Source organism: Roseovarius atlanticus, from assembly GCF_001441615.1.
In the GTDB taxonomy this organism is placed as follows: Bacteria; Pseudomonadota; Alphaproteobacteria; order Rhodobacterales; family Rhodobacteraceae; genus Roseovarius; species Roseovarius atlanticus.
This window is the reverse complement of sequence record NZ_LAXJ01000038.1, coordinates 19,451-32,120: the sequence shown is the minus strand read 5'-3', so window position 1 is coordinate 32,120 and position 12,670 is coordinate 19,451. Positions and strand designations below refer to the sequence as shown.

Sequence of the window (12,670 nt, the reverse complement as noted above, 5' to 3'; positions counted from 1 at the left end):
CGCGCATCGCGCCCACGGGGATGTCGATGCTGACCTCCGGCCATTGGGCTTCAGGTGGAACCCAGCCACCGCCTGTGCAGCCCGGTCGATCAGTATGAACGATAAATCTATGCGACGGACTGGTTTCGCCTGCCGCATGTTCTCCACCGGCTGCGCTTGCAAAAACTTGCGGCTCGCCGCGACTGCCTTAGCGGCCGAATGAAACCTGTGCCTTTCAAAGAATAGCATTGGTGAAAGTAGCATATTCAGCCTTTTGAAGCGTGGGTCCTGATCGAGCAGGCTATGCTCCGGCGCTGGAAGGTCAAGAAAAACCAATGCTTTAGAAGCATAATTTTTGTAACGAAATGTATCCTTGATCTTTGTTGGCAATCGCGCTTTTTTAATTGTGAAAGGTTCGGGATGTATGCGTTTTTTCAGATTGACACGAATGGCTCATATTCTGTCGCTCATCGTCTTGATGGTAGCGGCCATGCCGTTTGTCGGACCTGAAGCTGGCTCGCCGCAAGAAGATTGGAGCCACGTTGCCGCGATGGACGTTCGTGATTGTGACGCACATCTTGTGTCGGACGATACTATCCCCGGTTGCCCTGGTATGATGGTGCATTGCGTCACTTTTTCTAACGCCGATCATGCACTACCCGAACCGAAGCTCTTTGTCGTGCACGTTTATCATGGGTCTCGCGCGGTCGACGCAGAAGGCTTGAAGCCGGAAGCGTCTTCGCCCCCTCCGCGAGTCTGAACGCGCTTCGATTCTCATCCCTGCATCTTACGGCTCAGGTTTCCGGTCTCGTCCAAATAAGAAACGGCGTGAACGTGTGAAGGGCTCCCCTGTTCGGGTGGTCCTGAAACACCTCGGGTACTCGCGGGATCACTTCTCAGAAGCTACTCGAGGTCTGCCGTGATCGGGCGAACCTTCGACTCAATCATCGCAAAGGAGAAGAGTATGCGACTCTTCAAAGCAAAACAGTGCGCGCTTTCCGATACAGCGCTCAGTTCGTCGGAACATCTGGCAAAAGGTCTGTCCCGGCGTCAGTTCGGTTTGACTGCGGCTGCCGCGCTTGCCATGCCGACGGCATTGCGCGCGCACGGATCGCCAAAGATCACATCGAAAGGGACCTATGATATCACTGTCGACCGGGTTCGGATCGACACTGGGAACTTTCGGAAAATGGGGGTCGGTTACAACAAGAGCCAGATTCCAACGATCCTGCGGTTCAAGGAAGGCGAGGAAGTCACCATAAACGTGACCAACAACCTCCGCGAGAGCACCTCAATTCATTGGCATGGGCTGATCCTGCCCTTCCAGCAGGACGGCGTCCCCGGTATCAGCTTCAACGGTATCGCTCCGGGTGAAACCTTCACCTACCGGTTTCCGATCCAGCAAGCGGGAACTTACTGGTTCCACAGCCACTCGGGCTTTCAGGAACCCGATGGTGCCTACGGGGCCATCATAATCGAGCCGCGCGACGGTGAACGGATTCGGGCGGATCGTGATTATGTCGTGCAACTGGCCGACAAGCACCCGCATCCGGGCAGCCGGATTATGCGGAATCTCAAGAGGATGCCGGATTACTACAATCGCTCGCAACGCACCTTGCAAACCCTGATCGAGGACGCGCGCCAGGATAGTCTGAAAGCAGCCCTAAAGGATCGCGGGATGTGGGGGCGGATGCGGATGATGCCAACGGACATTGAGGATGTGCAGGGATTTACCGCTCTGATCAATGGGCGGAGCACATCGCAAAACTGGACAGGGCTGTTCCGGCCCGGTGAGAAGGTCCGCCTGCGAATAGTCAATTCTTCGGCCATGACCTATTTCGACATGCGTATCCCGGGCCTGAAGATGAGCGTGGTCCAGGCTGACGGCAACGACGTCAAGCCGGTCACGGTGGATGAACTGCGTGTTGCCGTGGCGGAGACTTTTGACGTCATCGTCCAGCCGCGGGAAAACAAAGTTTATAGCATCATTGCCGAATCAATGGGTCGCACTGCGCTCGTTCGTGGGACTCTATCGCCAAAAGAAGGTTATGCCGGGGCCGTGCCGCGGCTCAGGTCCAAGCCATTGCTCACAATGGCCGACATGAGCGGCATGATGGGGATGGATATGGGTGACCACGTCATGCAGAACGCAAGTGGCATGCAGACCATGAGTGGAATGGAGCACTCAAAAATGCAGGGTATGAATAAGCCCGGCATGAACGGCATGGAGCACTCTGGCATGAATATGTCAGGCAATGGCGACCCATTCTATGCGCCAGGCAGCGGGCTGACACCCAAGGCCTATAACGGCGGCAAGTTCCTGTCCTACACGGATCTGCGCGCTGCGCGGCCGCTTTACCGGAACCGCGCTGCCTCGCGCACCATTGAACTGCGTCTGACGGGCAACATGGAGCGTTACATCTGGTCGATCAACGGAGTAAAATACGAGGATGCCGACCCAATCGTGCTGAATTATGGCGAACGGGTGCGCATCCGCTTCATCAATGAGACAATGATGGCGCATCCAATGCACCTGCACGGGATGTGGTCGATCATCGATACCGGTCAGGGCGCGCGTAACCCCATCAAGCACACGGTGAGCGTCCAACCCGGCACGACAACCGACATAGAGGTCGAGGTCGATGCCCCTGGACAGTGGGCTTTCCATTGTCACCTCTCTTACCACGCTGACGGTGGCATGTTCCGCAAAGTCGTAGTCAGAGGGCGCCCAGCCTGAACCAGTCAGAAAAAAGGAAAATCAAGATGAAACGTTTCAAACTGGCCGGACTTGCCGGCCTCTTTCTGCCCTGGGCTCAGGTCACATACGCCGAGCCGCTTATCTGGGGTTTCCAAGCGGAGCAGTTCGAATATCGCGCGATGGATGGTGAGGATGCCTTCGTATGGGATTTTGATGCTCTCGCGGGATCGGATGAGTTGAAATTCGTCTGGAGAAGCGAAGCCGAGCTTGGCCTCACATCGGATGATTTCGAAAAATTGGAAAACCAGGCGCGACTTCAGTTTCCAGTTTCGCCTTTCTTTGATGCCGTAGTGGGGGCTTATGCGGATACGCCGGGTGGGGCACCTGACCGCTACGCTGGTGTGGTCGGCCTCAAAGGCCTCGCGCCGCAGTGGTTCGAGATCGATGCCGATCTTTTCGTGTCTGATCACCCATTCTTCCGTTTCGAGGCAGAGTATGAGGCACTGTTGACCAACCGCCTGATTTTCACGCCGAGCATCGAAGTTGATATGCCCCTGAAGGATGATCTGGCGCGCGAACGCGGCGCTGGCGGTGCTATAGTGGAGATCGGAGCGCGGCTTAGCTATGACGTCATCGACCGCGCTTTTTCTCCTTATGTCGGCGTTAACTACGAGGCCTCTTATGGCGACACGAAGGACATCGTCAAAGCAAATGGTGAAGATACTGATGCATTTTCGATCGTCTTCGGTACGAGCCTAATGTTCTGAAAATTTTGTCGCCCCGGCTGCAAGCCCGGGCGACCTTCAAACTATGCAATTCCCAAAGGGAGCGTGAGAGATTAACAGCCAAACTTGAAACGAAACCGTGATGAGTGGACGGGGACACGCGGGTCACATGCGGTAGAGCGGACGCAGCATGGCAATGTCAGCTTAACGAGATCGCTGTCGAAGTGCGCGAGATGATGGGCCAGGCCGTCGACGCCGCGTGAAATGGAGATTCTACGATTACGTCTTGAGCTTCCATTAGCTGGAAGCCCTAGGGTCGTAGCGACCCGGACGCAACCCCGCCAAATACGAGGACGCACCGCTCGATGTCGAACGATAGAAGCCAAGTCGGCTGGATCACTACAGATACGCTGGGTCCAAGTGCCATCGGTTCGGGGCTGTTCCTCGTATTTGCGCCCGTTCACCTTTGGGTGCCCGAACAGGTCTCGGTCGCAATCGCGGCCCTGACACTGGCCGTGATAGGGGGCGCCTATATCGGTTTCGGCGCCTCCTCTGGCTTGGCCCGGCTGTTCTGGTTGGAATTCGGGGCCGCTGCCTTCTACGCGTTTGTGGCGCTTGTTGGTCTGCTCTGGTCGCCGCTCGCGTTGCCGCTGGGACTGGCGGCGCATGCGGCCTGGGACCTGCTGCACCGTATTGGCGCCTTCGGTGCACCGGTGCCGAAATGGTACATTCCCTACTGCGTGGTCTTCGATCTGCTGACCGCCGGTTTTCTCCTCATCCTTTATCTACCGTGAGGGCGGTCAGGTGGCACAGGGCATCACGGTTGGAACAGGCGCAAAAATCGTCCTCGCGGTCGCGCTCGTGGCCGCTGCGGCGGCGCTGTTCCTTGGGCCCTTGTCAGGCTTCGTGGAAGACCTCAGCGGCGAGCGGATATCGGCCTGGGTGAGCGCTGCCGGCGCATGGGGGCCGATCGTCATCATCGCCCTCATGACGATCGCCATCGTCGCCACGCCGATCCCAAGCGCACCTATCGCCTTGGCGGCAGGTGCCGCATACGGACATACGATCGGCACCATTTACATCGTCATCGGCGCCGAATTCGGCGCCCTGGCGGCCTTCGCTCTGGCACGGTTCCTAGGGCGCGATGTGCTGACCAGATGGTTCGGCGAGACGGTGGACAAGGGCTGGCTCGGATCGCAAAACGCGCTGACCCTGACCGTGTTCGCCAGCCGGCTGATGCCGTTTATCTCGTTCGACATCGTCAGCTACGCTGCCGGTCTCAGCTGCCTGCATTTCTGGCGTTTCGCTGTAGCGACGCTTGCCGGCATCATCCCCGCCAGTTTCGTTCTCGCGCATTTCGGTAACGAGGCGATGAGCGGGGAGCCCGGGCGAGCCGCCTGGGCCGCTGTCGGGCTGGGGGCACTGACGCTGGCCCCCATTATCGCCGTGGCGATCCGCGAGCAGCGCGGGAGGAAGGCACGCTCATGACCGCGACCCCCAGGCCCGACGCGCGCCCGTCCCCGGACTGGAGAGCCGTTCGCGCGCTGATCCGCCGCGAGATGTTGCGGACTTGCCGCCGGCAACTGGGCAATCGGGCATTGCACCTTGCGGATGGCGAAGAGGTGCGCTGGCCGCCTGAAGACATCGAGCGTTTTCTCGTCACGCTCGATCGTGCAGCGGAAGAAACGCGGGAGATTGTCGGTTTGCAGACCCTGCCCGATGGCGGCAGCCGGCTGATGGTGGAGCTTGACATCTACACCGTCGCCGCCGATACCGCTCTGCGGCGCCCAGGGGTCGAGACGGGGTGCGCGCACGCGGTCGTCACCGATGTCGGTTGGGACCTCTACCGCCGGATGCTGCGCCTGTCGTCGCCGTCCGCGCGGCTCATCAGCCGCTATCCCGGGCGCAGGCTGCGCTGGACGATCCGGGCACTGCTAGTGTTTCTCTTCTACCCGGTCGGCGCCCCGGGCTATGCCGCGCGCGTCTTTCGCGATGGTGACGACCCGCAAACGCATTTCACACATCGTCCGCCGCAAACATTCGCCCGGGCGGTCGCGAGGCATCGCGCAGAGCCCGAACTGCTGGAAGCCTTTCGCCAAAGTTGGTGCCTCTACGACTGGCCCGGCGCCAATCTCATCGCCGGGGATGGCAAGCGGGGCCATTACCGCAGACCGCAGACGCTCTCTGCCGGGAAGGCACGCGCATTCGGAAAGGAAAATGTCTAGATGAAATCGGAATACAAGGCGAACAGCATCAGCCTCGCCGGTGCGATTGCGATGGGGACAGGCGTGATGATCGGCGCCGGTATCTTCGCACTGACCGGGCAGATCGCGCAGCTTGCCGGACCACTCTTCCCGTTGTCCTTCATCGCCGGCGCGCTCGTCACCGCGTTCAGCGCCTATACCTACGTCAAGATGTCCAACGCCTACCCGTCTGCGGGAGGCATCGCGGTGATCCTGCAAAAGGCCTATGGCCCGACGACCGTCGCCGCGGGGGCCGCGCTGCTCATGGCCCTATCGATGGTCATCAACGAAAGCCTCGTTGCGCGGACTTTCGCCACATATTCTTTGGAGGGATTAGGCGTCGAGCGGACCAACTGGTTGGTTTCTACCCTCGGTGTGGGTCTGATTGTGTTTGCCTATCTCATCAACGCTGCCGGCAACCGGTCGGTTGGCTTGTTCTCGATCGTCATGGCTATCCTAAAGGTGGGAGGTATCGCGCTTTTCGGGGCGGCGGCGCTCTGGGCAGGCGGTATCTCGTTCGAGGCGGCGACGGACGGGCAATCGACGCAAATCACCGGCTTCGTGGCCTCCGTTGCGCTTACGATCCTGGCTTTCAAAGGGTTCACCACGATCACCAATAGCGGTGCCGAAGTGAACAATCCGAACCGTAATATCGGTCGGGCCATCGTTGCGTCCATCGGCATCTGCGTTATCGTTTATCTTCTCGTCGCCTTCGCCGTCGGTTCCAGTCTTAACCTTGAAGAGATCATCGCTGCAAAAGACTATGCCCTTGCTGAAGCCGCGGGGCCGACCTTGGGCCGCACGGGCTTCTACCTGACTGTCCTATTGGCCATCGTCGCCACGTCATCAGGACTGATCGCGAGCATTTTCGCGGTCTCTAGAATGCTTGCCATGCTGACCGACATGAAACTGATCCCCCACAGCCACTTCGGCATGCCGGGTGCGATCCGAGACCATACTTTGGTCTACACCGTGGTAATCGCCAGTTTCCTAGCGGTGTTCTTCGATCTCAGCCGGATCGCCTCGCTCGGTGCGTTCTTCTATCTGGTGATGGACATCATCATCCACTGGGGCGTGTTTCGGCACCTGCGACAGGAGATTGGTGCCGTGGGGGCTATTCTGCTCGGCGCGATCGCGCTCGACATCATCGTGCTGGCGGCGTTCACCGCGCTGAAATGGCAGAGCGATCCGTTGATCGTGCTGGTCTCGATCGGGATGATGGTCGCTGTCTTTGCCTTCGTGGGTCTATTCTTGCGCCATCGTCCACCACAAGAGGATAAATCCGAGCCTCACTCGCATATGTAGGACGATAGACAATGCTAACTGCCGCCCTTCCGTTTCCAGACATCGGCCACGAAGTCTTTTCGATTGATATTTGGGGTTTTCACCTCGCGCTCCGATGGTACGCGCTCGCGTACATCGTCGGCATCGTAACAGGTTGGCGAATTTGCGTTCGGACCTTCGGGCGTCCTGCGCTCTGGTCGGATGCTGGGCCACCTATGAAACCCGCGCAGTTGGATGAACTGCTCACGTGGATTATTCTCGGCGTCATCATCGGTGGGCGTCTTGGTTTTGTCCTGTTCTACGAGCCGCAATACTACCTGAAAAACCCTTTGGAAATCCTGATGGTCTGGCAGGGCGGCATGTCCTTCCATGGTGGGTTTCTCGGGGTGACGGTCGCTGGGCTTGTCTTCTGTATCCGCCAGCGCGCGTCGTTTCTTGGAACTGCGGACATCTTGGCTCTGGCCACGCCACCCGGGTTGTTACTCGGACGTCTCGCCAATTTCACCAATAACGAGCTCTGGGGACGGCCGACTGATGTTCCATGGGCGGTGATCTTCCCCGGAGAGGCCGCGCAAGCCTGCCCAGGCGTGGTGGGGCTATGTGCGCGGCACCCGTCGCAGCTTTACGAAGCGTTGCTTGAAGGAGTGGTGCTGGGCATCCTTATGCTGGTTCTGGCATGGCGAAAGGGATGGCTGAAAAGGCCCGGTGCCCTGACAGGAGTGTTTCTTGCGGGCTATGGCATGTCCAGGGCCTTAGTCGAGTTCTTCAGGCAGCCGGATTTGCAATTCGTGAGTGAGGATAACCCAATCGGACACGCCCTGCATTTCGGAACCTGGGGACTAACGATGGGGCAGGCGTTGTCGCTTCCAATGATCTTTGCCGGACTGGCATTGATCTGTTGGGCTTTTCGCATGCAACAGCGAGATCGCGACCAGAAGACAACCGAGACTGTGTAAGTTTCGATCCGCTCGAACCTATGCAATGAAACGCTGCGCGCCGTTTATCCCAAAACGAGAATCAAGTCATCCGACAGCGAAAGGTCCGGAATGTGAAGGTTCTCTGGTGCGAGTCCCTTTCTGATGCGCCCGGCGGGGTCATAATGCGAGCCGTGGCAAGGGCAAAACCAACCTCCAAAATCGCCGGAGCCTTTTCCAAGCGGAACGCATCCCAAGTGAGTGCAAACGCCAATCATGATCAAATACTCTTCGCGGCCGGGAACTGCCCGGTGCTCATCGGTCGCAGGCACGTCCCCGTCGAAGTTGGGGTTTCTTGCGATCGCATCAGGTAGGTCGGCGACACTTTCGGAACGTGCCGCAGAAATTTCCTCTTCAGTTCGATAGCGGATGAACACCGGTTTTCCCCGCTACTTGACAGTGAGTTGCGTGCCAGGTGTCAGCTCGGAAATATCCACGCGGATCCTGAGCAAAGCCCTGACCACCGCGAAGGTGGCGAAGAACAGGACCAGCACCAGCTTCTGGGTTCCGGTCAGCTCCGGTTCGGTGAATTCGCCATCGTCAGCGCTTAAGAATATCCGGCGATGTGCATCGCGCTGCTTGGCGACCACCGAGTGGGATGGATCGGCCTTTACTTTAGCGGCGTAGCGCATCACGTAGGCGATGCATGTCAAGAGTCTGCCGGTCAGGATGACTAGCCGCAATGCCATACCCTGGGTAAGGGGTATCCCCGCCGCGTTTGATGCGATGACGGTTGTAAAAGGGGTGATCGTGGAGCCGAGGGTGCCGATGCCAGCTCCGATCAGGATGATGGCGACGCCGGTGACCGCATCAAACCCCGCGGCGACAACAACCGGGATCAGCAGTGCATAAAAGGCCGGTTTTTCCTATGCCATGCCGTAGGTCGTGCCGCCCAAGGCGAACAGCGACATCAGGATCGGTATCATCCAGATCTCGCGCCCTTTCATGCAGCCCATCGCCCGTCTGGATGCCAGTATCGATGGCTTTGGTGGCGTTGACTACGCCAAGAAACCCATCCAGCAGGAGCACAAACAGCGCTACATCAATTGCGTTCGCCGCATAACTGTCCGGGTCATAGAATCCTGCCACGGGAGCTAGCATGACTTCGACAAAGCCCTGCGGATTGGGATCGACGGTCTGGTAGGTTCCCGGCACGGCAACTTCACGCCCGACCTCTTCGTTCATCGCACGATCATATTGTCCTGCGGGGATGATCCAGGTCAGGCCTGCGACAATGATGATTAAGGAAAAAGGATCGTGTACGCGGTTGGAAACCATGACGACACGCCATTACTGTGTGCTTCCCTATCGGTTGGATTGTCGTTCAGGGATCCACTACCGTCTTGTCATTGAGTTGCGTCATGTGCCTGCGTGAAGTTTGGCAAGAAGGCGGGAACTCGCGCGGCATACGCGTCGAACCTGTCTCCGAACGCGGCCCGGGTTTCCCGCTCCTCTGCGCGAGCAAGCCGCACGTACATCCAGAACAACGCCGGATACATCGCCAGTGTCAGCAATGTTGGCCACTGGACCAGAAAGCCGGTCAAAACGAGGATGAAACCCACGTATTGCGGATGTCGGACACGCGCATAGGGACCACTGGTAGCCAGCGTGCCGTTCCGTTGGGCTTGGTAAAGCACTCGCCATGCGGCCGAGATCATCCAGAACCCAAGTCCGATCAGAACGAAGCTTAGGATGTGGAAAGGGCCGAAATGCGGGTTGGCTTGCCAGCCGAAGAGCATTTCCGGAAGGTGGCCGGCATCGTGCGAAAACCAGTCAATCCCTGGGTAAGTGCTCTGCAACCAACCGGACAGCAGATAAATCGTGAGAGGAAAGCCATACATTTCGGTGAACAGGGCCACTAAAAATGCGCTGAAGGCTCCGAAACTACGCCAGTCTCGCGCCGTTTGCGGCTTGAAGAAGCTGAATGCAAACATGATGAAAATGGCGGCATTCAGCAGGGTAAAGAACCACAGCCCATAACCGGGATCGTGCATCATGACTTATCGCCTCCGCCATGACCCCCGTGCCCAGCATGCATGAAGAGATGCATCACGACGCATCCGAGAAGAAGCAGCGCGAGAAACCCATTACCGCCAAAAATGTGGACGCGATGTTCGAATGCGAGGAGGAACGCACCAATCCCGAGAGCAATCAGAAGAAAGACGCCTGTGCGAGATTTCCAAAAGCCGTTTTCGTGATTGTCGTGATTATCATCATGCTCAGTCATCTGCTTTGATCCTGTTACTGTTGAATGGAGAAATCGTCTGCCATTATTGGTTCAGAACTTCAGTCGCCGCAGCCGAAGAGCATTCAACACCACCGACAGCGAAGATGCGCTCATGGCGAAGGCGGCAAAAATTGGGCCGATCAGGATACCAAAGAACGGATAGAGGATACCGGCTGCTATAGGCACACCCGACGCGTTGTAGATCAGCGCGAAGAACAGGTTCTGGCGGATATTGCGCATCGTGGCGTGGCTCAGTTTGCGGGCTCGCACGATGCCGTCGAGATTGCCCTTAACCAATGTGAACCCCGCGCTTTCGATGGCCACATCCGCTCCCGTGCCCATCGCGATGCCGACATCTGCCTGGGCAAGTGCGGGGGCGTCATTGACCCCATCGCCGGCCATGGCGACCTTTCGGCTCTGTTTTTGCAGCTCGCGGATAATATGCGCTTTGTCCTCGGGCAGTACATCAGCGCGAATCTCATCAATGCCGAGGCGGCTAGCGACGGCCTGCGCGGTGCGCTCGTTGTCGCCGGTCGCCATGATGATCCGAAATCCTTGTTCATGTAGCGCCTTGAGGGCCGCGGGAGTAGTTTCCTTGACCGGGTCAGCGACGCTGACCAATCCGGCAATCGTGCCATCCAGTACGATGAACATTACGGTCTCGCCTTCGTCGCGCCGCGCGTTGGCGGTGTCGACCAGCGCGCCGCTGTCCAGTCCCATGTCGTGGATCAGTGCTGCATTGCCAAGCGCAACCGACTTGCCGTCGACGCGGCCTTTGACGCCCTTGCCGGTCACCGCCTCGAAGTCCTCGGTCTTGGTGAAATCGACACCGCGCTCCTCTGCCCCGCGCACGATGGCCTCGGCCAACGGGTGTTCTGAGCCGCGCTCCAGCGATGCGGCCAAGCGCAAGACTTCGGCCTCGTCATGTCCTTCCTCGGTCAGCACCGCGACCAGTTTGGGCTTCCCTTCGGTCAGCGTACCAGTCTTGTCCACTATCAGCGTGTCGATCTTTTCAAACCGCTCCAGCGCTTCGGCGTTCTTGATCAGTACGCCCATCTGCGCACCTGTGCCCGTGGCGGTCATGATCGACATCGGCGTGGCAAGACCAAGCGCACAGGGACAGGCGATGATCAGCACCGCCACAGCCGAGACGAGGCCATAGGCCATTGCGGGATCAGGCCCCCAGATCGACCAGACGATGAATGACACGATTGCGACGGCGATCACCGCTGGCACGAACATCCCCGCGACCTGATCGGCGTATTTCTGGATCGGCGCACGGCTGCGCTGTGCGTTGGCAACCATCTGCACGATCTGGGAAAGCATTGTATCCGCCCCGATGCGCGTGGCCTCGATGACCAGGCTGCCGGTGCCGTTGATCGTGGCCCCGGTAACGGGTTCGCCCGCGACCTTCTCGACGGGGACGGGTTCTCCGGAAATCATCGACTCGTCCACCGAGGAGCGGCCTTCGACCACCACACCATCGACCGGAACCTTGTCGCCGGGGCGCACGCGAATGTGATCGCCCAGCTGCACCTGGTCCAGCTCGATTTCCTCTTCGGTGCCGTCAGGGCGGATCACGAGCGCTGTCTTGGCTGCCATGTCCAGCAAGGCCCGGATCGCCTTGCCGGTGCCTTCGCGGGCGCGCAATTCCATCACCTGGCCCAGCAGAACCAGCGTTACGATCACGGCGGCGGCCTCGAAATAGACGCCGACATTGCCGTTCTCATCGCGGAACCCGGTCGGGAAAATCTGCGGCGCGATGACCGCAACGATACTGAAGATATACGCCGCACCTACACCCATCGAAATCAGGCTGAACATGTTGAGATTCATCGTCCGGAACGACTGATAGCCGCGCACAAAGAATGGCCAACCCGACCAAAGGATCACGGGCGTCGAGAGCGCCAACTCCAGCCAGAGCGAAGGGCGTTCGCCCAGTTGCTCCATGAAATATGTGAAACCTACGAAAGGACCCATCGCTAAAACGAGAACGGGCATTGTCAGCACGACACCAGCCCAGAATCGACGGGTAAAGTCGACCAGCTCGGGATTCGGACCATCATCCTCAAGGCTGACTGTTTCAGGCTCCAACCCCATGCCGCAGATCGGACAGGATCCGGGGCCAGGATGGCGTACCTGCGCATGCATCGGGCACGTATAGACAGTGCCGTTGAAGCCCTCCGGCACGGTGTCATAGTCGCCGTTCTTCACCCCGACAGTTGCAGCGCCATGCGCATGGGCGTGCCCAGAATGGTCATGATGCCATTGCTGCCCAACGTCACCTTCGGGCACTAGGAACATGCCGCATTTGGGACATTTCCCTTCCTCGGCGCTACGCACTTCGGGGTGCATCGAGCAGGTATAGACCGTGCCGGTATAGCCGTCTGGTACCATGTCATAGCTCTCGTCACCCTCTCTTTGCCTGCCGCCCCGGCATTTCGTCACGTTCATCCTGCTTCCTTTCCTGTTCGCAATTGGCTCGTCACTATTGGATCGATGTAACCGACGCCCCCAACGCGCAGGGACGATGGCCACAA

At 58.7% G+C, this 12,670-nt stretch carries 12 protein-coding genes and 2 pseudogenes; 7 read left to right on the top strand and 7 right to left on the bottom strand.

From position 1 onward, the window contains the following. The coding region (locus tag XM53_RS23855) for a hypothetical protein (protein WP_236544608.1) at positions 1-369 on the bottom strand (369 nt) is incomplete at its 3' end. Positions 370-943: 574 nt separating this feature from the next. Between XM53_RS23855 and XM53_RS21785 the strand changes: the two genes are divergently transcribed. The 7 genes from XM53_RS21785 (at position 944) to lgt (ending at position 7,885) form a co-directional block, all read left to right on the top strand. Next, a complete protein-coding gene (locus tag XM53_RS21785; RefSeq protein WP_082631177.1) occupies positions 944-2,716 on the top strand; it encodes a copper resistance system multicopper oxidase in 1,773 nt (590 codons plus the stop codon). A gap of 26 nt (positions 2,717-2,742) precedes the next feature. Continuing rightward, positions 2,743-3,444 carry a copper resistance protein B gene (locus tag XM53_RS21780; RefSeq protein ID WP_057796902.1) on the top strand — a complete coding sequence of 234 codons (702 nt, stop codon included), beginning with the start codon at positions 2,743-2,745 and terminating at the stop codon, positions 3,442-3,444. 323 nt (positions 3,445-3,767) lie between these two features. Next, positions 3,768-4,196 (top strand): DUF6010 family protein, encoded by a 429-nt coding sequence (locus XM53_RS21775; protein ID WP_057796901.1) that lies wholly within the window; start codon positions 3,768-3,770, stop codon positions 4,194-4,196. Between the two features lie 10 nt (positions 4,197-4,206). After that, positions 4,207-4,890, top strand: a complete 684-nt coding sequence (locus XM53_RS21770; RefSeq protein ID WP_350484433.1) for a TVP38/TMEM64 family protein — start codon at positions 4,207-4,209, stop codon at positions 4,888-4,890. Continuing rightward, on the top strand, positions 4,887-5,627 hold the full coding sequence (locus XM53_RS21765) for a hypothetical protein (RefSeq protein ID WP_057796900.1): 741 nt from the start codon (positions 4,887-4,889) through the stop codon (positions 5,625-5,627). Before XM53_RS21770 ends, XM53_RS21765 begins: the two co-directional genes overlap by 4 nt. Next, positions 5,628-6,950, top strand: coding sequence for an APC family permease (locus XM53_RS21760; protein ID WP_057796899.1), 1,323 nt, complete (start codon positions 5,628-5,630; stop codon positions 6,948-6,950). An 11-nt stretch (positions 6,951-6,961) separates the two neighbouring features. Further along, positions 6,962-7,885 (top strand): prolipoprotein diacylglyceryl transferase, encoded by a 924-nt coding sequence (lgt, locus tag XM53_RS21755; protein ID WP_057796898.1) that lies wholly within the window; start codon positions 6,962-6,964, stop codon positions 7,883-7,885. A gap of 44 nt (positions 7,886-7,929) precedes the next feature. On the opposite strand, the pseudogene petA reads toward lgt, so the two are convergent. From petA to XM53_RS21735, 6 genes and pseudogenes are all read right to left on the bottom strand, one after another. After that, a pseudogene (gene petA, locus XM53_RS23640) lies at positions 7,930-8,370 on the bottom strand (ubiquinol-cytochrome c reductase iron-sulfur subunit); the annotation flags it as partial. A gap of 51 nt (positions 8,371-8,421) precedes the next feature. Further along, a pseudogene (locus XM53_RS23985) lies at positions 8,422-8,742 on the bottom strand (YfcC family protein); the annotation flags it as partial. Next, positions 8,714-9,181, bottom strand: a complete 468-nt coding sequence (locus tag XM53_RS23980; RefSeq protein ID WP_082631176.1) for a hypothetical protein — start codon at positions 9,179-9,181, stop codon at positions 8,714-8,716. The gene XM53_RS23980 and the pseudogene XM53_RS23985, both read right to left, overlap by 29 nt. A 68-nt stretch (positions 9,182-9,249) precedes the next feature. After that, a complete protein-coding gene (locus tag XM53_RS21745) occupies positions 9,250-9,900 on the bottom strand; it encodes a methyltransferase family protein (protein ID WP_201455466.1) in 651 nt (216 codons plus the stop codon). After that, positions 9,897-10,130, bottom strand: a complete 234-nt coding sequence (locus tag XM53_RS22855; RefSeq protein ID WP_082631175.1) for a DUF2933 domain-containing protein — start codon at positions 10,128-10,130, stop codon at positions 9,897-9,899. The genes XM53_RS21745 and XM53_RS22855 overlap by 4 nt, the downstream gene beginning before the upstream one ends. Positions 10,131-10,181: 51 nt before the next feature. After that, complete coding sequence (locus XM53_RS21735) at positions 10,182-12,527, bottom strand: copper-transporting P-type ATPase (protein WP_268873937.1); 2,346 nt, start codon at positions 12,525-12,527, stop codon at positions 10,182-10,184. Positions 12,528-12,670: the final 143 nt, after the last annotated feature.